Annotated in this window: 24 protein-coding genes and 5 pseudogenes; 19 read left to right on the forward strand and 10 right to left on the reverse strand. The window is 69.9% G+C overall.

What is annotated here, in order from left to right:
* Window positions 1-75: 75 nt before the first annotated feature.
* The 3 genes from QQK48_RS08895 to QQK48_RS08905 are packed head-to-tail and all read right to left on the reverse strand — an operon-like array spanning window position 76 to window position 3,421.
* On the reverse strand, window positions 76-1,275 hold the full coding sequence (locus QQK48_RS08895; protein ID WP_284328218.1) for a lysylphosphatidylglycerol synthase transmembrane domain-containing protein: 1,200 nt from the start codon (window positions 1,273-1,275) through the stop codon (window positions 76-78).
* Window positions 1,276-1,322: 47 nt separating this feature from the next.
* Entirely contained in the window at window positions 1,323-2,072 is a 750-nt protein-coding gene (locus QQK48_RS08900; protein WP_284328219.1) for a hypothetical protein, read from the reverse strand.
* Complete coding sequence (locus QQK48_RS08905) at window positions 2,042-3,421, reverse strand: CPBP family intramembrane glutamic endopeptidase (protein WP_284328220.1); 1,380 nt, start codon at window positions 3,419-3,421, stop codon at window positions 2,042-2,044. The genes QQK48_RS08900 and QQK48_RS08905 overlap by 31 nt, the downstream gene beginning before the upstream one ends.
* A 163-nt stretch (window positions 3,422-3,584) precedes the next feature.
* On the opposite strand from QQK48_RS08905, the pseudogene QQK48_RS08910 reads away from it, so the two are divergent.
* The 4 genes and pseudogenes from QQK48_RS08910 to QQK48_RS08925 form a co-directional block, all read left to right on the forward strand.
* Window positions 3,585-3,716, forward strand: a pseudogene (locus tag QQK48_RS08910) (SigE family RNA polymerase sigma factor); the annotation flags it as partial.
* Between the two features lie 100 nt (window positions 3,717-3,816).
* Window positions 3,817-4,092: an RNA polymerase sigma factor gene (locus QQK48_RS08915; protein ID WP_284329353.1), complete on the forward strand. Its 276-nt coding sequence runs from the start codon at window positions 3,817-3,819 to the stop codon at window positions 4,090-4,092.
* On the forward strand, window positions 4,089-4,997 hold the full coding sequence (locus tag QQK48_RS08920) for an RICIN domain-containing protein (protein ID WP_284329468.1): 909 nt from the start codon (window positions 4,089-4,091) through the stop codon (window positions 4,995-4,997). The genes QQK48_RS08915 and QQK48_RS08920 overlap by 4 nt, the downstream gene beginning before the upstream one ends.
* A gap of 68 nt (window positions 4,998-5,065) precedes the next feature.
* Window positions 5,066-5,764 carry an MOSC domain-containing protein gene (locus tag QQK48_RS08925; RefSeq protein WP_284328221.1) on the forward strand — a complete coding sequence of 233 codons (699 nt, stop codon included), beginning with the start codon at window positions 5,066-5,068 and terminating at the stop codon, window positions 5,762-5,764.
* A gap of 65 nt (window positions 5,765-5,829) precedes the next feature.
* Here the strand turns inward: QQK48_RS08925 and QQK48_RS08930 are convergent, their stop codons facing one another.
* The 4 genes and pseudogenes from QQK48_RS08930 to purB form a co-directional block, all read right to left on the reverse strand.
* Window positions 5,830-6,129 (reverse strand): ACT domain-containing protein, encoded by a 300-nt coding sequence (locus QQK48_RS08930; protein ID WP_284328222.1) that lies wholly within the window; start codon window positions 6,127-6,129, stop codon window positions 5,830-5,832.
* Between the two features lie 209 nt (window positions 6,130-6,338).
* Window positions 6,339-6,842 (reverse strand): hypothetical protein, encoded by a 504-nt coding sequence (locus QQK48_RS08935; protein ID WP_284328223.1) that lies wholly within the window; start codon window positions 6,840-6,842, stop codon window positions 6,339-6,341.
* Window positions 6,784-7,242 carry a hypothetical protein gene (locus QQK48_RS08940; RefSeq protein ID WP_284328224.1) on the reverse strand — a complete coding sequence of 153 codons (459 nt, stop codon included), beginning with the start codon at window positions 7,240-7,242 and terminating at the stop codon, window positions 6,784-6,786. The genes QQK48_RS08935 and QQK48_RS08940 overlap by 59 nt, the downstream gene beginning before the upstream one ends.
* Before the next feature lie 208 nt (window positions 7,243-7,450).
* Window positions 7,451-8,862 (reverse strand): annotated as a pseudogene (gene purB / locus QQK48_RS08945) (adenylosuccinate lyase); the annotation flags it as partial.
* Between the two features lie 93 nt (window positions 8,863-8,955).
* On the opposite strand from purB, the gene QQK48_RS08950 reads away from it, so the two are divergent.
* Both QQK48_RS08950 and QQK48_RS08955 read left to right on the forward strand, forming a co-directional pair.
* Window positions 8,956-9,243: a hypothetical protein gene (locus QQK48_RS08950; RefSeq protein WP_284328225.1), complete on the forward strand. Its 288-nt coding sequence runs from the start codon at window positions 8,956-8,958 to the stop codon at window positions 9,241-9,243.
* A complete protein-coding gene (locus QQK48_RS08955) occupies window positions 9,240-10,727 on the forward strand; it encodes a hypothetical protein (protein WP_284328226.1) in 1,488 nt (495 codons plus the stop codon). Before QQK48_RS08950 ends, QQK48_RS08955 begins: the two co-directional genes overlap by 4 nt.
* 62 nt (window positions 10,728-10,789) lie before the next feature.
* Here QQK48_RS08955 and QQK48_RS08960 read toward each other — a convergent pair whose 3' ends face one another.
* A complete protein-coding gene (locus QQK48_RS08960) occupies window positions 10,790-11,092 on the reverse strand; it encodes a phage holin family protein (RefSeq protein WP_284328227.1) in 303 nt (100 codons plus the stop codon).
* Window positions 11,093-11,258: 166 nt separating this feature from the next.
* Here QQK48_RS08960 and QQK48_RS08965 point away from each other — a divergent pair, with 166 nt between their 5' ends.
* The gene (locus tag QQK48_RS08965) at window positions 11,259-12,209 is read left to right on the forward strand and encodes a histidinol-phosphate transaminase (protein ID WP_348523554.1); all 951 of its coding nucleotides are present in this window, start codon (window positions 11,259-11,261) and stop codon (window positions 12,207-12,209) included.
* 100 nt (window positions 12,210-12,309) lie between these two features.
* Here the strand turns inward: QQK48_RS08965 and QQK48_RS21655 are convergent, their stop codons facing one another.
* Complete coding sequence (locus tag QQK48_RS21655; protein ID WP_431308321.1) at window positions 12,310-12,708, reverse strand: hypothetical protein; 399 nt, start codon at window positions 12,706-12,708, stop codon at window positions 12,310-12,312.
* 38 nt (window positions 12,709-12,746) lie between these two features.
* Here QQK48_RS21655 and QQK48_RS21660 point away from each other — a divergent pair.
* From QQK48_RS21660 to QQK48_RS09015, 11 genes and pseudogenes are all read left to right on the forward strand, one after another.
* A pseudogene (locus QQK48_RS21660) lies at window positions 12,747-12,980 on the forward strand (ABC transporter permease); the annotation flags it as partial.
* A 27-nt stretch (window positions 12,981-13,007) separates the two neighbouring features.
* The gene (locus QQK48_RS08975; protein ID WP_284328229.1) at window positions 13,008-13,163 is read left to right on the forward strand and encodes a hypothetical protein; all 156 of its coding nucleotides are present in this window, start codon (window positions 13,008-13,010) and stop codon (window positions 13,161-13,163) included.
* Window positions 13,156-13,659: an ABC transporter ATP-binding protein gene (locus QQK48_RS08980; RefSeq protein WP_348523555.1), complete on the forward strand. Its 504-nt coding sequence runs from the start codon at window positions 13,156-13,158 to the stop codon at window positions 13,657-13,659. Before QQK48_RS08975 ends, QQK48_RS08980 begins: the two co-directional genes overlap by 8 nt.
* A gap of 284 nt (window positions 13,660-13,943) precedes the next feature.
* Window positions 13,944-14,915, forward strand: coding sequence for a hypothetical protein (locus QQK48_RS08985; protein ID WP_284328230.1), 972 nt, complete (start codon window positions 13,944-13,946; stop codon window positions 14,913-14,915).
* A 4-nt stretch (window positions 14,916-14,919) separates the two neighbouring features.
* Entirely contained in the window at window positions 14,920-15,651 is a 732-nt protein-coding gene (locus QQK48_RS19705; protein WP_348523556.1) for an acylneuraminate cytidylyltransferase family protein, read from the forward strand.
* Complete coding sequence (locus QQK48_RS19710) at window positions 15,623-16,072, forward strand: KdsC family phosphatase (RefSeq protein WP_348523557.1); 450 nt, start codon at window positions 15,623-15,625, stop codon at window positions 16,070-16,072. The genes QQK48_RS19705 and QQK48_RS19710 overlap by 29 nt, the downstream gene beginning before the upstream one ends.
* Window position 16,073: 1 nt before the next feature.
* A pseudogene (locus QQK48_RS08995) lies at window positions 16,074-16,951 on the forward strand (N-acetylneuraminate synthase family protein).
* A gap of 156 nt (window positions 16,952-17,107) precedes the next feature.
* Window positions 17,108-17,623 (forward strand): hypothetical protein, encoded by a 516-nt coding sequence (locus QQK48_RS09000; RefSeq protein WP_284328231.1) that lies wholly within the window; start codon window positions 17,108-17,110, stop codon window positions 17,621-17,623.
* Between the two features lie 423 nt (window positions 17,624-18,046).
* Window positions 18,047-19,624, forward strand: a complete 1,578-nt coding sequence (locus QQK48_RS09005; protein WP_284328232.1) for a glycosyltransferase family 4 protein — start codon at window positions 18,047-18,049, stop codon at window positions 19,622-19,624.
* Window positions 19,582-19,890, forward strand: a pseudogene (locus tag QQK48_RS19715) (DUF6716 putative glycosyltransferase); the annotation flags it as partial. The gene QQK48_RS09005 and the pseudogene QQK48_RS19715, both read left to right, overlap by 43 nt.
* Window positions 19,856-20,830 (forward strand): DUF6716 putative glycosyltransferase, encoded by a 975-nt coding sequence (locus tag QQK48_RS09015; RefSeq protein WP_348523558.1) that lies wholly within the window; start codon window positions 19,856-19,858, stop codon window positions 20,828-20,830. The pseudogene QQK48_RS19715 and the gene QQK48_RS09015, both read left to right, overlap by 35 nt.
* 71 nt (window positions 20,831-20,901) lie before the next feature.
* Here QQK48_RS09015 and QQK48_RS09020 read toward each other — a convergent pair whose 3' ends face one another.
* Window positions 20,902-21,270, reverse strand: a complete 369-nt coding sequence (locus tag QQK48_RS09020; protein WP_284328236.1) for a hypothetical protein — start codon at window positions 21,268-21,270, stop codon at window positions 20,902-20,904.
* Between the two features lie 35 nt (window positions 21,271-21,305).
* Between QQK48_RS09020 and QQK48_RS09025 the strand changes: the two genes are divergently transcribed.
* The gene (locus tag QQK48_RS09025) at window positions 21,306-21,890 is read left to right on the forward strand and encodes a hypothetical protein (protein WP_284328237.1); all 585 of its coding nucleotides are present in this window, start codon (window positions 21,306-21,308) and stop codon (window positions 21,888-21,890) included.
* The last annotated feature ends 207 nt before the right edge of the window (window positions 21,891-22,097 follow it).

Here is a 22,097-nt window from a genome sequence, read left to right on the forward strand (position 1 = left end):
GTCGGATGGGCCCTGGGAGTCGGCATAGTGGCGAGCACTGTCGTGACGGGCCGCCGATGATCGCGCGCGTGGTCCCTACATCTCACCCTTGCGCGTCATCCAATTCATGGCCACGTAGCCCAGCGGGATGCGCAGCCAGTAGGTGATGAATCGGTAGATCAGCACCACGGGCGTCGCGACGGGCAGCGGCACGCCAGCACCCGTGAGTCCCGCGATCAGCGACGCCTCGACGGCACCGAGGCCACCGGGCGTCGGCACCACGGCACCCACCGCGTTGGACAGGAAGAACAGGATGGTCACGTCAATGATCGCGAGGTCTTGGCCAAACGCCTCGAGCGTGCAGTAGAACGTCCCCACGAACGCGACGGTCTGGATGAGGTTGCCCGCGAGTCCCACCGCCAGGCGCCACGGCTGGCCAAGGATCTGCACCAGGCGCGGCCAGGTCTGGCGCAGCGTCGGCATGATCTTCGCAAGCGTCCAGCGGCGCACCTTGGGGATCAGCATGAACGCCGTGATGACGGCCGCGGCGGCGCCGATGCCGATCAGCACCGCAGTCGAGGGCAGGGCCGCGAGCGTGCCCTGCGACCCGGTCACCAGGGTGAGGGTCAGCAGGCCGATGACGGTGACCACCACCGCGGACACCTGCACCAGGGCCACGGTCGCCACGGCGAGCGGCCCCGTCACCTTGCGCCGCGTCAGGAGGCGCAGGTTGAGCGCCGCCGGACCCACGCCTGCGGGGACGGCCACGGCGATGTAGCCCGCGGCTACCTGGGCGAGCAGCACGCGCATCCACGGCAGCCGTACAGGCGAGAACGCGAGCATGGCGAGCGCGGCACCGATGTAGGTCACGAAGGACCACAGCAGCGCCCCGAGGATCCACCACGGGTTTGCGGTGCTGAGCGCCCCCACAATGTCCTGGGTGTTGAACGTGGTGAGAATGACCGTGCCGATGAGCACGGCCGCGGCGAACAGCACGATGGTGCGCCACCCGAACCGCGTGATGTTCTGCTGCTCGATCTCCGCATCGGGCACCCGGGCCACGATGGCGGCGCGCGTCTCCTTGAGCACGTCGCCCTGCTCCTTGAGGACGCGTTGCGTGGCGCGGGGCAGCACGATGGCCTGAAGCAGCGGCGCCACCTGCTCGATGATGTCCTCGCCCAGCGCCCTGAACGCGGCGTCGACGGCGCGGTCGGCTCCCACGATCGCGGCCGTCGCCGCCAGCACCTGCACGTTGTCGAGACGCCTCGCCAGCGTGGACGTCGCCACCTCGCCCATGTCCCAGGCTCGTGATCCACACCAGCGGAGTGCCGGTCTCCTCGCCGTCACCCACCAGGATGGTGTCGCCGGAGATCTGGCGGTGCGAGATGCCCGCGGCATGGGCCTGGACGAACTGGTCCCAGATCGAGTCCAGCATCGCGTCGTCGACCTCGTCGCCGGACATCTCCGAGAGCGCTCGCATCGCGACGGGACGTTGGTAGACCACGAGCATCGAGTCGCGGGCCTGACTCATGCCGAGCACGCGGGCGGTGCGCACCCCGGCGCTGCGGGCAGCGTGGGACACGAGTGCGGTCGACTCGGCGGCGTGGCGCAGGCTGACCTCGGCGCGGGGGTCGATCCCGCGGAAGCGGATGGTCTGCCACCACTTTGCGAGGAAGCCGGCCGTGTGCTGGTCGCCGTCCATCGCGAGCACGATGAGCCTGGTGGCCTTCGATGGTGGTCACGGAGTAGATGCGGCCCGAGCGGGTGCGGCCGATGGCGGCGGCGACATCGTCGTGGGTGTCGGGCACGTTGGAGTCGCGGTGGTCGGCGCGCACAATGCGTCGTGGCTCAAAGCCCGCGCGCCTGATGCCGTCCGCCAGCGCCGCACCATACGCGCGGTCCGCGGTGGAACCCACGGCCCAGCGCAGCATCAGGCCCGATGCGCGGCCGATCAACACCACGGTGATGGCGGCGGGCAGCGTCACGATGCCGGAGATCACGGCGACGGCGGCGGCAATCCATACGAACGGCCACGAGATCGACAGCACCCTGCGCGTGGTTCTCAGCCCGGCCGCGGTGAGCATCGCGGCCACGGCGGCAAGGTAGGCGGGAAGCCTGCACCACCATGTCGCCCTCGGAACTGCGCACCGACAGCGAGGTGATGAGTTCGTCGGCGCCAAACTCGAGGGTGGTGATCGCCGCGATGACGGTCACGATGAACGCGAGGACGCCCGCGCCCAGCACCTCGAGGATGCGACGCGGCTCGCGACGGAAACCGAGATCGAGGATGACCGCGAGTGGCACCACGATGGTGACGATTCCGGAGAAGATGTTGACGGGCGCCACGAGGAGGCGCTGCAGCACGCGCGCGAAACCCTGCACGTCCTCCGTGAGGCCCTCCGTGGTGGCCGTGCCGTACGCGCCGAGCAACAGCACCAGGACGATTCCGAGAACCGTGAGGCTCGCGGCAAGCAGGTCGGACACGCGATGCACGCGCGACTCGGGGGCATCGATGACGGTGACCCCGCGCAGCGGATCGCTGCTCGCAGCGGCATGCTGCGTCGCGTCGGGTCCGGCCATGGATCCGAGTGTAGGAGGTAGGTGGCCCGGTCAGGCTCACCCCGAGCGCATCAAGCCACTCGGCTGGCACCACCTCGGGTCCGATGAACGACACCGCATCAAGCGTCCAGTGCGCGAGGATCAGTGGCCCCAGGCGGCCCGTGCGGTGGAACCAGTACGCAAAGACGAGGCCCATGACCACGTTGCCCAGCGCCATCGGCCACCCCTGATACAGGTGATAGGCGCCGCGCAGCAGCGCCGAGGCGAGGATGGCCGCATACGGCGACCACCTCAACTCCTTGAGGCGCGTCACGAGATACCCGACCGCGATGGTCTCCTCCAACACGCCCGCGACGGCCGCGGACAGCAGCAGGATGGTCGCCGCCCACCACGCGTCCGGCAGCCCGGAGGTGTCGATGCGCACCGTCTGGCCCAGGGCGCGCGACACCGCGTACAGCACGAGCCCAGGGATGCCGATGCACGCCGCCAGCGCGAGCGCACCAAGTGCGTCGCGTCGCAGCCCTCTCCAGCCGCCGGTGAGGCCAAGGCGCCTGCGCGCGGAGCGTCCGCCCATGCTCAGCAGGTACAGCGCGAGCGCCACCGGCATGAGCAGATACGCCTGGCGCACCACCTGGGAGATGAGGTCCACCCAGTCGATCGACGAGCGCGACGGGTTCAGCGTGGTGGACTGATCGCCGATCGCGGGCTCGGCCAGATAGCGCTCGATGAGCGTCAGCGCGGCCGTGATTGCGTAGTAGCCGAGCGAGAGGCCAAGGACGATGCCGATCTCGGCCTTGAGGCGGCGCGGACTGGGTGCGGCGGCATCGGTCTCGACGGCCGATGCCGCGGCCGGTTCGGCGCCGGCGTCCGGTGAGGTGCTCATGGTCACGCCACCCTAACGAGCGGCGGGAGCGGGCCGTCACCCGGGTGGGGCGAACATCGGCCCCCAACGATTCGCCGTGGCAGCCACGTTGTGTGGGCGACAATGCAAGCCGACCCTGTGGAGGACCGCGATGGCGCGATGGGAGCCGATGCTCGACACGCTGATGCGTGAACGGGCCGGAGGGCTGCTCGCCTACGCACGACTGCTCGCGGGGGACGATGCCGAGGACGTCCTCCAGGACGCGCTCGTGAAGGCGTTCTCGCGGGGCCGCTCGTTCCCCACGGTGCCGATGGCCGAGGCGTATGTGCGCCGCACCATCCCGAGCGTCTTCATCGATCGGGTGCGCCGCGCGGGCGCCGCCAGACGAGCCCACGACAAGGCTCCGCGAGGTGCCGGTGCATCGGCCGGATGCCGCCGAGGTGCTCGACGTCAGGGCCGCGCTGGCGCGCCTCAGCCCCCGCGAGCGTGCCTGCATTGTCCTGCGCTTCTACGACGACCTCACGGTGCCCGCGATCGCGGAACGCCTGGGGCTCGCCGAGGGCACCGTCAAGCGCTACCTGTCCGACGCATCGGCAAGGCTCGCGACGGAACTCCACACGGTCGCCGACTGGCGTGCCGAACCCACCACGGTGCCGGTCGTGGCACCCCAACTCAAGGGAGCAGTGCGATGAGTGACCTGAGGGATTTGCTGCATGGCGAGATGGGCGGCGGCGAGGGCTCCGACTTCGCGCATCGACACGGAGCCGCGGTGCGCGGCCGGGTGCGGCGCCGCCGCGTGGTCCGTGCCGCCGGGGTGGGCTCGGCGGCGGCCGTCTCAGCGGGTGTGCTCGCGTTCGGCGGCGTGGCGCTCGCGCAGGGGCGGTCGGCCTCGCTGGCGCCTGCGGGACAGTCCGCGAGCCCCTCCTCGGGGGCATGCCTCGATGTTTCCACCGGCAGCGCCGACGAGGAGATCACGATCAGCCTCGGCCCCGAGACGTCCCTTCCCGCTAGTACGGCCGCGCGGGATCAGTGGTCCGTCTTCGACGGCGAAACCGGGCTCACCACGCTGCAGGACGCCGCGAGTGGGGCCGTGCTGGCTGTCATCTCCACGGGTGCCGACGGCGACTTGGTGGTGCAGATCGCCGCAGATGCGGCGGTGGCGGTGACACCCGACGAGGATGGCGTCGCGGTGTTTCGCATCGCCGACGGCTCGTGGGTGACTTGGGATGCGAACCTCAACGTGCAACTCGACCGCACGGAGGAGATGCCGGACGGCGTCAGCGAGGCCGTCCCTGCCGAGCCCAGCGCCTACCCCGAGGCGGGCTATGCGTGCGCACCTGAGGTGGCTCTCGCCCCCGACGAGGCGCTCTACGCGTCCCTCGAGGTCGGTACCGACCGGGTCCTGACACTTCTCATGCCAAGGGCTGACGGCACCGCGGTGCTCACGCGTGAGGACGGCACCACCGAGGTCCTTCAGCCCACCGAGGAGGGCACGTTCACCTTTGACGACATCGACGCCGACGGCGTCACCACCCACGTCACGGTGGACCCCGATCCCGCGCAGGGCGAGAGCTCGGTGACGGTCGAGTTCGACTGACAGCCAAGCCCCCACGGCCGATGCGCCGGTCGCTCAGGTGACCGGCGCATCGGCCGTAGTCTCGAGGCATGACCCTCGTCACCGCACTGCGCCGCTATCCCGTGAAGTCCATGGGAGGCGAGGCGTTGGAGCGAGTGGAACTCGACGCGCGTGGGCTCGTGGGCGACCGCGGCTGGGCCGTGCGTGACGGCGACTCGCGGTTGGCCTCGGGGAAGAACACCAAGCGCATGGTGCGCCGTGATGGAGTGTTCGCGTTCCGCGCGGCCACGACCGCCGAGGGTGTCGTGGTGAGCGGACCCGGCGGCAGGCAGGCGCTCGCGGGAGACCCGGAACTCGACGCGTGGCTCTCGGAAGCACTGGCCGCGGACGCGACTCTCGCGCCCGAGACGGACGTCAAGCACTTCGACGACAGCCCCGTCTCGCTCGTAGGTACCGCGACGCTCGCCTGGTGCGCTCGCGAACTGGGCGCCGACGCCGACCCGCGCCGCCTGCGCGCCAACGTGGTGGTGGACACCACGGAGCCGTTCGAGGAGGAATCCTGGGTCGACGACGTCCGGATCGGCGGGGCGGTGCTGCGGCCCATCGGACGCATCGAACGCTGCCGGACCATCGACCTGCCCCAGGACGGCGTGGCCGAGAAGACCCGGTGGCTACAGCCGCTGGGCCGCCAGCGCGATATGCGCGTGGCGATCTACCTCGACGTGGTCACCCCAGGGGTGATCGCGGTGGGCGACGCCGTCGCTGTGGGGGCTCCTGCGAGTCATTGAGTGCCCGCTCTCCGGTGAAACCGCGCACTCAACGACTCGCAGGGCGCATTCGCGACGCCGTGCGCTTAGTCACGCGGTGCGTCGACGTCCACCGTGTGTCCCGCTCCGCGGAGCGCTCGATCGGCCTCATCGTGGCGGTCGCTGGGAGTCATGAGGACGTCGCCGTCGAACGTGGAGATCACGAAGACCGGGCAGCCGATTGCCGCAAGCGGGTCCACGAGCGACGCGACCACGCCGGTGAGGCCGAACGGGATCGGCCCGCCCGCGTACAGCGCCCGCCAGGGGCCATCGAGTTCCGCGCCCGAGGGAGCGGCATCGGAGCCGCAGACGATGGAGATCTCTTGGTCGGTCTGGGTGAAAGACACCAGGGACTCAGCCCGAAGCAGGCTCGGCGAGCACGGGAGCGACGTCCGCATCGGTGGAGAACCGCGCGATGACGTACTCGCCTGGCAGGGAGCGGAGGGGGACAGCAGGAAAAGGCATGGAAGCACCCGATCAGATAACGCGGAAGGCAACCTGGCGGTGCCACTGCAATCGCGCTGCCACGACTGTAGCGACTGGCCCGCCGGTCCCCTCACCATGTTCCTGGCGGGACATGAGTGCCACAATCTGGCCGAAAGTGACGCCCATGTCCCGCTGAGGCGTACCGCCTATGTAGCGGGCACGCCCTTGCAGAGCGCCACAGGGTTGGCGAACACCGCGTACCCGGAGAGGTACTTGTTCGACACTGCTGGGACATCGGCCCTGAGCCGATGCGGAACACGCCGGTGGTGTTGAGCGACATCGTGGTGGACTTGCCAACACCGAACGCCGAAGACGTGAACGCTCGGCTTCCATCGAGGTCAGCGCTGTAGATGACGTTCATCCCGCTGTCGCTGCTGTCGTCTAGCCCCATCGCTGACTTCACTGTGACGCACTTAAATGAGAGGTTGTACTCCGACGAGAAATCTGATCCGCCGTCGTACACGGAGTCTTTGACGACCTTGCCGTAGTACTTGCCCGCCACGGTGGCGGTGGACTCATAGAAGTCGCCGGACTGCTCCAGTGGACCTAGTGCAAGCCACTGCCAGAGCGTCACTTTCTTGGCGGAGGTGGATTGCGCCTTGGTTGACGAACCCTTGAAAGCGATCCGATAGTTCTTGCCTCCGATGCCCCGCGGGGTGAACTTGAGCGAGAACGTTTTGTCCTTCTTGATGGTCGTCGCGTATCCGGTGTCGACCCACTTCTTGCCCTTCTTGGTGAAGGTAGACCTTTGCGCCTGCGAGGTTGGCGGACGACTTGCCTTTGACGAGCACCGGCGAGCCCGAGATGATCCGGGTCCCGGACACCTGCTTGAACGACGTGATCGTCACCGAGGTCTTGGCCTTGGCGGCTGCATCGGCGGCGGGGCTCGTCGCGATGCCAGCGCCGAGCGCCAGCGCGACAGCGACCAGGAGCGCGATGAGAACGCGTGAGCGAGATGACACTGAAGAATTCATGGCTTCCTCAAGCATGGATTCACTTCAAGCACCCACAGGCGGGGAGGCTCGACCCCCTCGGGCTCCGCCCCGACGGCCTGCGCGCACGCGGCCCATCTGCTCGCTCGCAAATTAGCACCCAGGGGTGATGGACACAACGATCGCACGAAAGTGACGCCCATGTCCCGCCAGGGCACGGAGTGCTCAGCGCAGGTAGGAATCCACGAGCCTGCTCGGCGAGACCCACGTACTTGCCGGGGGTCAGCGCTGCCAGGCGTGACTTGGTCTCCGCGGGGAGCTCGAGCCCGTCCACGAAGGTGCGGATCGCTTCGGCGTCGATGACGTGACCGCGCGTGAGGTCCTTGAGGCGCTCGTAGGGGTTCTCCATGCCGGGCACGCCCGCGATCGCCGCGGCGCGCATCGCCGACTGGATGGGCTCGGCGAGCACCTCCCACGACGAGTCGAGGTCTGCCGCCAGCGCCGCCTCGTTCACGGACAGGGCTCCCAGCCCGCGGCGCACATTGTCGATCGCCAGCAGCGAGTGGCCGAACGCGACGCCAATATTGCGCTGCGTGGTCGAGTCCGTGAGGTCCCGCTGCAGGCGCGAGGTGACCAGCGTCGAGGCGAGCGTGTCCAGCAGTGCCGCGGAGATCTCGAGGTTGGCCTCGGCGTTCTCGAAGCGGATGGGGTTGATCTTGTGCGGCATCGCGGACGAGCCGATGGCGCCGGCGACCGCGGCCTGCGCGAAGTAGCCCAGCGAAATGTAGGTCCACACGTCGGTGGCCAGGTTGTGCAAAATGCGGCCGAAGCGGGCAACGTCCGCGTACAACTCGGCCTGCCAGTCGTGGCTCTCGATCTGGGTGGTGAGGGGATTCCAGGTGAGACCGATGCCCTCCACGAAGGTGTGCGAGACGCTCACCCAGTCGGTGCCGGGGACGGCAGCGGTGTGTGCGCCGAAGGTGCCGGTGGCGCCGTTGATCTTGCCCAGGTACTCCTGGCGCTCGATGCGGCCGAGCCTGGCGGCCGAGGCGGTGGGCGAGCACCGCGAGGCTCCTTGCCCAGCGTGGTGGGCGTGGCGGTCTGACCGTGGGTGCGCGAGAGCATCGGCACGGCCTTGGTCTCGCGCGCAAGGTCCGCGACCTGCGCCACGAGCGAGGAGGCGGCGGGTAGCCACGCCTGCACGACGGCGCCCTTGACCATGAGCGCGTAGGACAGGTTGTTGATGTCCTCTGAGGTGCACGCGAAGTGGACCAGTTCGCTCAGCGGCTCGAGCGACGTGCCCTCGATGCGGCGCTTGATGTAGTACTCGACCGCCTTGACGTCGTGAACGGTGACCTTCTCGATCTCGGCGTGCTCACGGATGCCGTCGGCACCGAACTCGGCGGGGATGGCACGCAGCAGCGCCACCTCTTCCGCCGTGAGCTCGCGCGTGCCGGGCACGGCGGCGGTCGCGCACAGGTGAATGAACCACTCCACCTCGACGAACAGGCGCGCACGGTTCAGTGCGGGTTCGCTCAGGTGGTCGATCAGCGGCGCCGCCGCGGAACGGTAGCGGCCGTCCAGCGGGGTGAGCGCGATCGCGGGCTCGACGTCGGCGAGGGTCACATACGAGGCGGGGTTCCACTCAGTCACGGCCCTCATTGTTCCATGCACAGGCCACCGCGCCACGGCGCGTTGTCCACAGGCGCCACGACGGCCGATGCCGGGGCCGGGCCGCGTACCTAGCGTCGCCCCATGAGCGATCCCGAATCCCTGTTCGATGCGTGGCAGCCTGAAGCCTCGTACCTGCCGGATCTGTGGCTGCCCGTGGCGGACCTCGAACGCGCCTTCGATGAGGCACAGGCGGCCTGCGCGAGCCTCGCCGATGCCGACGACGTCGAGTGGGCATCGGCAGCGGCGGAGTTGTACCGGGCGGAGCCGGCGGCGATGCGCGACCGGGTGGTGGCCCTTGTCGGGCGCCTTGAGGAGGCACGCGGCACCTGGTGGCAGATGCAGATCGCGGCGCGCGAGGCTGGGCAGTGAGCACGCCCGAGCCCGTTCCCGTGGGCGTCGCGGGTGGCGCGGGCGGGACCCAGGCCGTGACGGAGGACCTCGCCTCGGCATCGGCGGTACTGTCCCGCGCTGGCGATGCGCTCGACACGTGCCTGCGCGCGCTCGACTCATGTGCGGCGTTGCTGGATGACGCGGCGCGCGACGCGGGTCCCGCAGTGGCGGGGGCCGTTACGAGGGCCGATGCCGCCGTGGGGCACGCCCGTTGGGGCTTTGGCGGGGTGGGGGCCTTGGCGCGGGACGCCGATGACCTGGGGGTGCGGTTGACGGCAGTGGCACGTACCTATGAGGAGGCGGAGGAGCGGGCCCGCGGCGGCATCGGCATCGCGACGAGCGTCGCGCGCGCTGCGCACGATGCCGTGGCGACCCAGACCTGGGTGACGCGGACGGCCATGGGGCTGGGCTGGGCGATCTCGGTGCCGGGCATCGTGGGACGCCTCATGGGCAGGGACCCGGTGGGCGAGGCCGTCATGCCCGACGGCGCACCGCCCATGACGGGCTACATCAACCGCGGCACCGTGGGCACGGTGACGGGAGCGCTGGGCACGGACGTGATCATGGACCAGAGCGCCTACGACGCTGTCGTGATGGCACTGCTCGGCGCCACCCGCGGGCTCGACGCGCTCTTCGAGGATCGCTACACCGCCGCGGTGCCGCGCGGCCCGCGCACGCGCTCCGAGGTGGCGACCTCCATGGAAGACCTAGCCTCCAGCCTCGCGGACCTCCCCGCTCCGCCCGAGGGCGCCGTCGCGATCGACGAACTGATGGGTGCCGACGGCAAACGCCGCTACGTGGTGACCATTCCGGGCACCGCCGACTGGGGACACCGCAGCGTCAACACCGCCGACGGCGAGGGCAACGCCGCCGTCGCGGCAGGTCAGGAGTCCGACGCGATGCGGCTCGCCGTCGACGCCATGGAGCGGATGGGTATTCCGCGAGACGCCGAGGTGATGCTCGTGGGCCACAGTCAGGGCGGCATGGTGAGCACGGCCATCGCGGGCGTTGAAGGGATCAGTGAGCGTTTCACCATCACCGACGTGGTGACGTTCGGTTCGCCGGTGGGACACCTGCCGCGCGTCGACGGCGTGAGGTACGCGCATGTCGAGGACGTGTCCGACATGGTTCCCGCGCTCGACAAGGGGGCCAACCCGGAGTCAGCCAACGTCACCACGTGGACGGGAGACGCACGCGCCTCGGGCGACAAGACCGTCGCGGCGGCAGCGGCGACGGTGCTGGGCGCGCATGCGATGACCACCTACCGGGCTACGGGCAAAGCCATCGACGGACTCGACGACGCCTCGACCAAGGCGTGGCGCGACGGCACCAAGGGCTACACCACGTCGGTCAGCGCCAACCGGACGCTGTTCAGCCCGGCCACGCCACCGCGCGAGGTGGGCTCCCAGCCCGCGCCGCAGCGCGAACCCGAGCCGGTCCCTACTCCTGCGCCGAGCCGGTGAGGCCGCGCACGATGGACGAGATGATGGTGATGACGAGCGCGCCGACGAGCGCCAGCCAGAAGTCACCAATCACCAGGCTCGATGCCCCCGAACCACGTGGTGACCCACGCCGCGAGCCACAGTACAAACCAGTTCACCACCAGGGCGAACAGTCCGAGCGTCAGGATGGTGATGGGGAGCGCGAGGATCTGCAGGATGGGCTTGATGACCTGGTTGAGCAGGCGCAGGATGACACCGACGGCACCGAACACCAGCAGGCGCGTCCACCATTCGCCCTCTCCGCCCGTCACGGCGATGTCGAGGGGCAACAGCGTCGCAACCCACACGCCCACGGCCATGGCGATCACGTTCAGCACGAACCTCATGCCAAGGAGTCTTTCACACCTGGCACGATGTCCCCATGAGCCTTCCCGTGCCCCGCCCCGCCGTCGCCGGCCTCCCCGCGTACGTTCCCGGTGCTCGTGGTGCGGCCGACAGGCTCCCGCCCGTCGGCTCTCCTCCAACGAGACGCCCTTCGACCCGCTGCCCTCGGTGGCCGCCGCGATCGCGCGAGCCGGTGACGGCATCCACCGCTACCCCGACATGTTCGCGGTCGACCTGCACGAGCGGCTCGCCGCCCGGTTCGGCGTCACGCCGCGCCAGGTCGCGGTGGGCGGCGGCTCGGTAGCGGTCCTGCAACACATCCTCACCGCCTACTGCCAGGCGGGCGACGAGGTGGTGTTCGCCTGGCGTTCCTTCGAGGCGTACCCGATTCTCACCCACATCGCCGGGGCCACCCCGGTGATGGTGCCGGTGACGCAGGACGGCCGCCACGACATCGACGCGATGATCGCCGCCGTCACCGACCGCACCAAGGTGGCGATGCTGTGCTCACCGAACAACCCCACCGGGCCGGCCCTCACCCGCGATGAGTTCGCTCGCTTCATGGCGGCCGTGCCCACGTCCGTCCTCGTGGTGCTCGACGAGGCGTACGTCGAGTTCGTCACCGACGCCGACGCGGTGGCGGGCCTGGAGGAGATTCCTCGCCACGACAACCTCCTGGTGTTGCGCACGTTCTCCAAGGCCTACGGCCTCGCGGGCGCCCGCGTGGGCTTCGCGCTCGGATCCGAGGCTCTGATCGCGCCCGTCAGCGCATGTGTCACGCCCTTCTCGGTGTCCTCGGCCGCTCAGGCCGCGGCCCTCGCCTCGCTCGAGCCCATCGCCGAGCAGGAGTTGCTGGAGCGTGTCCAGCAGGTGGTCGCCGAGCGTCCACGCCTGCGCGACGGCCTGCGTGAGCTCGGCTGGGAGGTGCCCGAGGCACAGGGCAACTTCGTATGGATTCCGGCGGGTGACCGCACGGTCGAGATCGCCGTAGCGCTCGCGGCCCTGGAGCCTGCCGTGTTGGTGCGCCCGTTCGCGGGTGAAGGCATCCGCGTGACCGTCGGCTCGACCGTCGAGAACGACGCGGTTCTCGCCGCGATGGCGTCGCATCGGGCCGCGTGAGGGGGCTGGGGTAATCTTGTCGCGTGTTCCGATGCCCCTGCGTCTGTCCGGCGCCGAGAACTGAGCCTGGAACTGTAGGAGCCTACGTGACCCCCATCGATTACGAGGCGATCGCGCGCGACGCGGGCCTCGAGCGCGTCGGAGCCCGCCCGCCGCTCGGCGAGTACCTTGCCGAAATGTGGCGGCGCCGCGCCTTCGCCACTTCCCTTGCGAAGTTCCGCATCCAAGCGACCGTGGCCGAGAACCGCCTGGGTCTCGCCTGGATCGTGCTGCGCCCACTGCTGAACGCGGCGCTGTACGGCACCATCTTCGGCATCATCCTGCCGCGCTCCACTCGCCCCGGCGACGTCGCCTTCATCCCGTTCCTGGTCGTCGGCGTCTTCATCTTCGAGTTCTTCTCGAAGTCGTTCTCCGACGGCGCCAAGGCGATCACCGGCAACGCGTCGCTCGTGCGGTCCCTGAACTTCCCGCGCATGCTGTTGCCCGTCGCACAGATCATTCAGCAGGTCATCGAGCCTCATTCCGATGCTCGTGATCATGGGCATCATCGTGCTCGCGTTCGGGCTACCACTCACATGGTGGTGGCTCCTCGTGATCCCGGCCATGGTGTTGATGGCGATGTTCAACCTCGGCATCGCGCTCCTGGCGGCCCGCCTGACGGTGCACCTGCGCGACCTCACGCAGGTGATCCCGCTCATCTCGCGCCTGTTCTTCTACGCCTCGGGCATCTTCTACTCGCTGGAGGAGGTCCTCAAGGACCAGCCGGACTGGATGCTCACGGTGGCGCAACTGAACCCCGTGCACGACTACATCACCATCGTCCGTGACACCGTGCTGCTCGGCGAGAGCGGACCCGGCTGGATGTGGATCATCGCGGCCGGGGCCGGCGTGGTGACCTTGGCGGTGGGCATCGTGTTCTTCTGGCGTGCCGAGGAAAGGTACGGACATGACTGACACCCTCGGTGCGCCCACGGTCGTGGTCGACGACCTCCACATCAAGTACAAGACGTTCACGTCCGGCAAGCGGGCCGCGCAGAACCGTGCGCTGCTGACCCGCCAGCGCGGCATCCGCGTGGTGCATGCGTTGAAGGGCGTGTCCTTCGTGGCGCGCGAGGGCGAGTCCATCGGCGTCATCGGCCACAACGGCTCCGGAAAGTCGACCCTGATGCGGTCCATCTCCGGCCTCATCGCTCCGGCTCAGGGCCGTGTGTTCGCCTCGAGCCGCCCCGCACTGCTGGGTGTCAACGCCGCACTCATCCCGAGCCTCTCGGGCGAGAAGAACGTCATCCTCGGTGGTCTGGCGCTGGGATTGACGCCCGCGGAGATCGAGGCGAAGTACCAGAGCATCGTGGACTTCGCGGACATGGAAGAGTTCATCGACCTGCCCATGAAGAGCCTACTCGTCGGGTATGTCCTCGCGCCTGCGCTTCTCCATCGCGGTCTCCCGTGACCACCAGATTCTGTTGGTGGATGAGGCGCTCGCGGTGGGCGACAAGGGCTTCCGCCAGAAGAGCGAGGCCCGTATCCGTGACATGCGTGAGCAGGCGGGAACCGTGTTCCTCGTCAGCCACTCCATGACGTCCATCCTGGACACCTGTAACCGGGTCATCTGGATCGACCACGGCGAGCCTGCGGATGGACGGCGACCCCGACGAGGTCGTGAAGGCCTACAAGGCTTCCAAGTAGACACACACTCGCAACCGACCGTTCAGGTCGCTGTGCTGTGCTGTGCCCATGGCACGCATGGGCTGGGTGGAATCACCCTTACAACTGGTGAACGCAGTGGAGTACGCCGCGGCGACGGGCGACGGCGTTCACCTCTGCCTGCGCGAGGGCGCCCGCCGGCTCGGTGACACCGGACGCCTCCTCGCGCCGCGACTTCCGCGCGGCGTGACGATGTCCGGGCCGTGGCGCCACGCCACCCTGTCGCCGTTCGCCACCGCGCGCCGCAGGCTCGCGGGTGATGCGAACTCCGGTCAGGTCCGCGCAGTCGCCACCTTCGCTGGCGCGCAGGACACGGTACTGGTGGACGACGGCTCGGGGATGCTGTCCATGGCGCGCCGCCTCATCGAGGGCCGCCCCCTTGGCCGCCACGCGAAGAACGAGTCTCGCCTGCACCGCGCCCTCGGAGCCGCGGCGGCCGTACGACTGCGCACCGCCGCCCAGGAGGGCAGGCTGACCGTCTTCACCGCCTACTCCGACACGGAGACCATGGCGCGTCTCGGCGCGCTCGGCGCGACCGTCATCCACAACGACTACGCATGGCTGCGCGGCACCTCCCTGGTGGCCGATGCCGCGGTGGGCTCGCACGTCGTGGTGGGCTCGGCGCTCGTGGACGACGGCTACCTCGACACCGATGCGTACGCAGGCTGGCTGCGTGACCTCGCCGCACAGGGCCCCGTCACCTACTACCCGCACCGGCGCGAGCGCCGCGACTCGCTGCAGCGCTGGGCCCAGGTGCCTGGCGTGGCGGTCCAGCGGCCCCTGCTGCCCATCGAGGTGCTGCTGGCGAGCGCGCCGGGAGTACGCCGGGTCAGCACGCTGCCATCTTCGGTGGTGGCGACGCTGTCCACCATCTTGGACCGCTCGGTGGACCTGGACGTCTCCGCGGTGCCTCATCACTGGCTGACGTCCGCGGCGGACGACTCCCTACGGAGTCTGCTGGAGGATGTTTCCGCACGGGGGCGAGCGCGTGCCGTCGCGTAAGGGTATGACCGTCGCGATCATTCCCGCGCGCGGCGGCTCCAAAGGTGTGCCCGGCAAGAACATCGCCAGGGTGGGCGGCGTGCCGCTCGTGGCGCGCGCCGTCGCATCGGCTCTCGATGCGCCGGGGATCGATGCGGTCTACGTCTCGACCGATGACGCCGCCATCGCGGCCGTGGCGCGCGCCGCGGGCGCGGGCGTCATCGACAGGCCCGCGAACATCGCGGGCGACCTCGCCAGCAGCGAGGATGCCCTGCTGCACGGGCTGGGGGTCCTCGCCGACCAGGGTCACGATGTTGCGGCGTTGGCGTTCCTCCAGGCCACCTCCCCGTTCATCGATCCCGATGCCCTGGGCAGGGCCGTGGCACGGGTGCGTGACGGCGACGAGGACGCGGTGTTCTCCGCGTTCGAGACCCACGGCTTCCTGTGGCGAGTGGGACCCGACGGCGCCGACGGTGTGAATCACGACAAGTCCTTCCGGCCGCGCAGGCAGGACCGCGAGGCGCAGTACCAGGAGTCCGGAGCGTTCTACGTGATGGACGCCGCGGGCTTCGTCGAGGCCCGTCACCGCTTCTTCGGCACCGTGGGTCTCGAGGTGGTCGACGCGCTCGCGGGACTCGAGATCGACGACCCGCACGAGCCTAGAGGCGGCGCGAGCCCTCGCGCCCCTGCTCAGTCGCCCCCGCATCGGCGCCATCGACGCTCTCGTCATGGACTTCGACGGCGTCCACACCGATGACCTCGTGGAGGTCAATCAGGAGGGCACGGAGGCCGTCACCGTGAGTCGCTCGGACGGCATGGGGCTGTCCATGCTGCGTGCCGCGGGCGTGCCCATGCTCATCCTCAGCAAGGAACGCAACCCCGTCGTCGAGGCCCGCGGCCGCAAGCTCGGTATCGAGACGGTGTACGGCGCTGACGACAAGGTGAACATCCTGCGGCAGTGGAGTGAACTTCGCGGTTTTTCGCTGTCGAAGGTTGCCTACGTGGGAAACGATGTGAACGACGTGGAAAGCATGGCCTCGGTCGGCTGGCCCGTCACCGTCCCAGACGCCCATCCCGCTGCGCTCGCCGTGGCCCGGGTCCACTTGACCCGGCCGGGAGGGCGCGGAGCACTCCGCGAACTCGCGGAGATGATCCTCACCACACTTGAAGGAGCATGACATGGCTGAAGCAGTGCAGATCGGTGCCCACAAGGTCGGACCCGGCCAGCCCGTCTACATGATCGCGGAGATCGGACTCAACCACAACGGCTCGGTCGACAACGCGCTGCGCCTAATCGACGTCGCGATCGAGGCCGGATGCCAGGCGGTGAAGTTCCAGAAGCGCACCCCCGAGATCTCCACCCCCGAGCACATGAAGGACACGCCTCGCGACACCCCGTGGGGCACCATGACGTACCTCGAGTACCGCTACAAGGTGGAGTTCGAGAAGGACGAGTACGCGCAGATCGACGCCTACTGCAAGGCGCGTGGCGTGGACTGGTTCGCGTCGCCGTGGGACGAGCCGGCCGTCGACTTCCTCGAGGAGATGGACACCGTCGCCTACAAGATCGCGTCCGCCTCGGTCACCGACCTCGGCATGCTGCGCCGCATTCGTGAGACCGGCAAGCCCGTGATCCTCTCGACCGGCATGTCCACCATCGAGCAGATCGACCGTGCCGTCGAGACCCTCGGCAAGGACAACCTGGTCATCCTGCACGCGACGTCCACCTACCCGCTGCCCCCCGAGGAGGCCAACCTCCTCATGATCCCCGCCCTCGCGGAGCGCTACGACCTCCCCACGGGCTACTCGGGTCACGAGCCCGGCCTCCAGATCTCCGTGGCCGCGGTGGCCCTCGGGGCGGTGGCCGTCGAGCGCCACATCACGCTGGACCGCACCATGTGGGGTTCGGACCACGCCGCCTCGCTGGAGCCCACGGGCCTGAAGAACCTGGTGCGCGACATCCGCATCATCGAGCAGGGCCTCGGCGACGGCGTGAAGCGCGTGTTCCCCGGCGAGGCTCGCCCCGCTGAGCAAGCCTGCGTCGCGTTGACGCTTGAGTCCCACTCGGCGCCTTCCGGAGCGGAATCGTCCGCCCGGGAGGCCGCCGCGGCGGTCTCGACCCCGCTCGCCGAGCGTGTGGTCGTCTTCGTCGAGAATCGCAACGGAGTGCGCATCCTCGCGGCGCTCCATGATCGCTTTCCCGCGCCGCGAGCGTGACGGTCGTCACCGCGGACGTGAACACCGACGTCCAGGTGTGGGTCGAGGACGAGGCCGAGCGCCACCCGATCGTTGGCGAGGTCGTGAACCTCGCCCGCGAGTGGGGCGTGCGCCGCCACGACGAACTTCGCGGCGCCATCGTGGAGCGCCTTCCCGGCTGGCTCGCCGACGCAGGCGCCGACCGCATCGTGCTGTTCAACGATCAGTCGGTGCGCGGCTCCGCCATCGTCGCCGCCCGCGGCGACGTCCCGGTGGTGCTGGTGCAGGACGGCACCCTCGAGTTTGTGGAGCGCGTCACCACCCCCGGGCTCGGTGACCAGAACGCCCGCTATGGCACCTCCGACGTCGCGCGCATCTGTGTGTGGGGACCCCGCGGACGCGAGCGGGTGCTCGCCGCACGCGAGGACCTGCCCCAGCCGGACATTCGGGTCACCGGTGCCGTGCTGCACTCCGCCAACCCGGAGGCTCGCGACTGCCTACGAGCACCGCGCCCGGGTGCTGCGCTCCGGTGAGCCGCGCACGGGCCTCGACATCGTGCTGCTGGACCAGCCGCTCGGCGCCCAGCGCAAGACCACGGTGCAGGCGCATCGGGCCATGATTGGTGACTTGGTCGCGGCACTGGACGCGTCCGACCGCCTCACCATCAAGCCGCACCCGTCCAGCGACGCCCGCCACCTGGCCTTCCTTGAGTCCCTCCCTGGCGTCACCGTGCTGGAGGCCTCCGAGCCCCTAACCGCGGAGCGCCTTCACGAGGCCGATGTCGCGGTCACCTGGTTCTCGACGGCCTACCTGGACACCATGCGGGCAGGCCTGCCGCTCATCGCCATCGGCGACCCCCGTATCTCCCTTGCCCTGCCTACCCTGAAGTCGGAGCCTGCTGCGTTCCGTCGGCTCCGTCCCGGAGGCCGTGGAGGTGCTGACCGAGCCTACGCGAGGTGGGCCGCTTCCGCGCCAACGCGGAGGGCGTGGTGCCGGACGCGCTGCTCCGGCTCAACCCTGACGTCGAGCGCGACGTTGCGGACGCGATCCTCGCGCCCATCGACGTCCCCGAAGACAGCCCCGCCGGTCCCGCCGCCGAGCGCTTCCCGCGCAGCGCACGCCGCGAGGCCGCCCTCTTCGCACTCGGCGCCCCGCCCGCGCCGCGGACCAAGATTGCGGTGCTGGGCGAACGCTTTGTGCAGTCGATCGGCGTCTCGCTGCCCATCATGGCTGCGGCCCGTCACCTCACCGCGACGGCTCAGGCCGAGGTGCGCCTCATCGACGTGATGGAGTATCACAGCGTCGAGGCGGTCCTCGCGGAGCCGAGGCCCGACGAGGTGGTGCTGATCAATAGCCTGCGCCCGTTCTGGGTGAAGCCGTGGCTGCCCGACCTGGTCACCGCGCTGCGGGGCCGCGGTCGCACGCCCTTCGTCTACGCGCACGAGACCCGCGCGGTCGTCGAGCGTGAGCACGCCGCGTTCCGCTCGGCCCACCGGGCCATGCTTGAGGCGCTTGAGGGCTGTGCCGTGCTGTGCGTGTCGGAGTCGCAGGCCCGGATGTTCGCCGAGATGGGAGCCCCCACCACGCGCGTCGTCTACAACACGTCCCCCGGCATCGTCCCGGCCGCGATCACTCCTCGCCGCCGCGGCGAGCGCGCGCAGGTGGTCATGGTGGGGTCCGTTCAGGCTCGCAAGGGAGCCGACTGGTTCTCCCGCGTCGCAGACCTTGCGGCGGAGCGGCGGCTGCCGCTGGACTTCGTGTGGGTCGGAGGCGGAACGCCCGACATCTACCAGTCGCCCGCGGTCGCGTGGAAGGGTCACCTGCCGCGCCGGTCCGCCGAGGCCATCGTGCGGGCTTCCGACGTGTTCCTCCTGTCAAGCGTGGACGACCCGATGCCGCTTTCGGCCCTCGAGGCGATCGCCGCCGGCGTCAGGATTGTCGCGTACACGGGGGTGGGCAGCGACGAGGTGCTGGCGGGGGTGCGTGGCTACGCCTCGTATGACCGCCACGACCCGGAGGAGATGCTCGCCGCCGTCGAGGCCGTGCTGACCCAGGAGGTCGATGCCGCCGAATACCAGGCCATTGTCGACACCTTCAGTGTGGAGGCGTTCTCGGAGCGCCTGCTCGCCGTGGTGGCGGCCGATGCTGCAGCAGCCTCCGGCGCACGAGACGCCGCGAGACCTGCTGGGGGTGGCCCCGTGCCCGTCCGTGACGTGGCGCGAGCGCTGCGGGCGGAGCGGCTCGACGAGGCGCGCATCCTCACCCGCCAGGTGGTGCGCGCGCATCCCCATGAGGCGACCCTGCGTTCGCTCGCGACGGCGTGGCTGGGCGTCGGCGAGCGCGAGTACGCCCTGGCACTGCTGCGCACCGCGTACCTGGTGTCCGACAACGAGGACGAGTTCCGTGCCGCGGTGGATGTCACCTTCGCGAAGTACGGGGTGTCGATGCGCCACGTGGATCGCTGGTCGATGCGCAACGCCACGCGGCGCGCATGGCGTCGAGTCAGGCCGTACGCGCCTGGCTCGCGAGGGTGAACGCGGCGACGCCGCATCGGACCCGTGCCCTTGTCCTGTGTGATGCGGACTCCTATCTCAAGTGGGGCGTCAGCCGTGCGCTTGACCTGAGCGCCGCCGCGGACGTCGAGGTGGTGGTGGTGCGCTCGGCCGTGACGCCCTCGCGCGCGCAGGTGCGCGACGCGGTGGCGGGCCGGTGGCCAGACGTGCCGCTGCTGAGCCTCGATGAGGTGGCCTCCCGCCTCGAGGCCGATGCGCCCGACGTTCTGGTCCTCGCGGTGCGTGGACCGCTCGTGGAGCCTGGTGCAGCGCACGGTGGTGGCGCGGTTGAGCAAGCGTCCCGTGACCGTCTCGGGAATCCCTGGGGTCTGGTTTCCTCCCACGGTGCGCGGCGTCGATTTCCGGCGCGGCTGCGACGTGATGGTGGTGCACGCCCATGCCGAGCGAGAGGCGCTGACGACGATGGTCACGCCGGGAACCGTGGTGGCGCTCGCGTCGCTGGCGCGCGCCGCCGACCCCGTGCCCGCGCGCGGTGACGGTGCGGTGGTGTTCGCGCCGCAGGCGCTGGTGCCGCGCACCCGCGCCGAGCGAGCGCGCCTGTTGGAGGGCATCGTCGCCGCGGCGCAGGCGCATCCCGAGGTGCCGTTCATCATCAAGGTGCGTGGCGAGGAGGGTGAGGCGCAGACGCACGCGGAGTTCGCCTCGTATCCCGAGGCTCGCTGCGGCGCGCCCCGGGGTGCTGCCCCGCAACCTCGTGTTCGCACGCGGGCCGCTCAGCGACTTCCTGGGGGAGCGCGCGCTCTCGTCACGGTGAGCTCGACCGCCGCTTTGGAGTCAATCGCCGCCGACGTCCCCACGCTCATCCTCGACGACTTCGGAGTCGACGAGCAGCAACTCAACCTGGTGTTCGCTGCCAGCGGTTGCACGGGCCCGATGGCCCGCATGGTCACCCTGGACTTCCCGCGCGCGAGCGAGCGGTGGCGACGCTCCCACTACTTCCACGAGAACGCCGAGGATGACTGGGTCGACGTGACGCTCGCCCGGGTAGCCGCCGCCGCGCCGCATCCGGCCTTCATGCCTGAGCCGCGCGGGCTGCGCGGGGTGGCACGAAGGGTGCGGCTCAGGTCGCAGGCACTCGGAGCGGCCGATGCTCCCTGGAGGCGGGCACTCGCGCGGGTGATCGTGGCGCCCGCGCTGGCATGGAGGGCTGTGGTGGTGAGGCGATGACGCGGGTCGAGCATCTGGTGGCACACCTGGGAACGGAGCGCACCGGGTCCACGGCGATCCAGACGGCGCTGTCACGCCGCCGCGACCTGCTCGCCAGTCGCGGCGCGCTGTTCCCTCGGGCGTTCGGCAAGTCGAGCCACGGCGTTCTCGCGACGGCCTGCATGGACGGTCCGCTGGGGGAGTTCGAGCGGGCCGCGCTCAAGGACGCGGGCGCGGAACGGGAGGACCTGCCCACTGTCCTCGCCGAGCGGATCGACGCGGAACTCGCGCAGATCGCTGACCCGCGGCTCATCGTGGTGTCCAGTGAGCATCTGCACTCGCGGCTGCTGAACCTGGAATCCAAGCGGCGCCTCGCCGCGCACCTGACGCCGCTGGCGGAGCGCATCACCTTGCTGGTGTACCTGCGCCCCCAGGCGGATCTCGCCGCGAGCATCCATCACTTCCGCATCAAGAACGGTGCGCCCAGGCCGGGGAGATGTTCCCCGACCTGGATGAGCGCAGGTGGGCGTACTTCGACTACTGCACCATGCTCGACGAGTATCGCGAGGCGTTTCCTGCCGCACGCATCGTCGCCGTGCCGTTCGAGCGCGGGAGCCTTGCCGAGGGGGACGTGGTGCGCGACGCGCTCGGGCGTGCCGGCGTGCCGTGTGATGCCGATGACCCCTTGCCGCGGGAGGACAACGCGGCGCTGAGCGCCGAGGCGGGTCTGTTTGCGGAGCGGCTCAACGCGATGCTGCCGCGCCGCGTAGGCGGCGCCCCGAACCCCCGCCGCGACCCCGTGGTGGAGCGCGCGCTTGCCGACTTCTCCGGCTCCGCCCCCCGCATTGACCGGGCGGCGGCCTCCGCGTTCCAGGCACGCTTCGCCGCCTCGAACGCGGCCCTGCGGGAGCGCTGGGTGCCGGACCTGCCGCCGTCCTTCGATGCGCTCGCTGGCTCGGGTCAGACGCCCGAGCCCGACGAGGCGGCCCTGATGGAGGTGGCCGCCGCGGTCATCGGCCGGCTGAGCGCGGAGCCTGCGCCGCCAGCGTGGGCTCGTCGCGTCCGCGCGCGCGGACGCTGAGGGGGCTCGCGCGGAGGTCGAGGCGGCTCGCGAGATCGCGGCGCCGATGCCGTCGAACGCCGTCTCCGGAGACGGCGCGGAGGCCACACCCGAGGGGCCCTGAGAGCGCCACGCCACGGCGTCGTGTTGAAACCTACGGTTCCGTAGCCTACGCTTGCGTAAGTTACGAGAGCGGCCTCCGCGTACCCCGCGAATGCCGCCGCGCCG

The organism is Demequina litorisediminis, from assembly GCF_030161615.1.
Taxonomy (GTDB): Bacteria; Actinomycetota; Actinomycetes; order Actinomycetales; family Demequinaceae; genus Demequina; species Demequina litorisediminis.

Excerpts from the sequence above, each read along its gene's own strand:
- QQK48_RS08895 (WP_284328218.1), bottom strand. The coding sequence starts at position 1,275 with ATGGGCGAGGTGGCGACGTCCACGCTGGCGAGGCGTCTCGACAACGTG.
- QQK48_RS19710 (WP_348523557.1), top strand. The coding sequence starts at position 15,623 with ATGGACTTCGACGGCGTCCACACCGATGACCTCGTGGAGGTCAATCAG.
- QQK48_RS09015 (WP_348523558.1), top strand. The coding sequence starts at position 19,856 with ATGCGCCCGACGTTCTGGTCCTCGCGGTGCGTGGACCGCTCGTGGAGC.
- QQK48_RS08960 (WP_284328227.1), bottom strand. The coding sequence starts at position 11,092 with ATGAGGTTCGTGCTGAACGTGATCGCCATGGCCGTGGGCGTGTGGGTT.
- QQK48_RS08985 (WP_284328230.1), top strand. The coding sequence starts at position 13,944 with ATGGCACGCATGGGCTGGGTGGAATCACCCTTACAACTGGTGAACGCA.
- QQK48_RS08950 (WP_284328225.1), top strand. The coding sequence starts at position 8,956 with ATGAGCGATCCCGAATCCCTGTTCGATGCGTGGCAGCCTGAAGCCTCG.
- QQK48_RS08920 (WP_284329468.1), top strand. The coding sequence starts at position 4,089 with ATGAGTGACCTGAGGGATTTGCTGCATGGCGAGATGGGCGGCGGCGAG.
- QQK48_RS08925 (WP_284328221.1), top strand. The coding sequence starts at position 5,066 with ATGACCCTCGTCACCGCACTGCGCCGCTATCCCGTGAAGTCCATGGGA.
- QQK48_RS09025 (WP_284328237.1), top strand. The coding sequence starts at position 21,306 with ATGTTCCCCGACCTGGATGAGCGCAGGTGGGCGTACTTCGACTACTGC.
- QQK48_RS21655 (WP_431308321.1), bottom strand. The coding sequence starts at position 12,708 with ATGATCTGTGCGACGGGCAACAGCATGCGCGGGAAGTTCAGGGACCGC.
- QQK48_RS08980 (WP_348523555.1), top strand. The coding sequence starts at position 13,156 with ATGACTGACACCCTCGGTGCGCCCACGGTCGTGGTCGACGACCTCCAC.
- QQK48_RS08940 (WP_284328224.1), bottom strand. The coding sequence starts at position 7,242 with ATGAATTCTTCAGTGTCATCTCGCTCACGCGTTCTCATCGCGCTCCTG.
- QQK48_RS19705 (WP_348523556.1), top strand. The coding sequence starts at position 14,920 with ATGACCGTCGCGATCATTCCCGCGCGCGGCGGCTCCAAAGGTGTGCCC.
- QQK48_RS08905 (WP_284328220.1), bottom strand. The coding sequence starts at position 3,421 with ATGAGCACCTCACCGGACGCCGGCGCCGAACCGGCCGCGGCATCGGCC.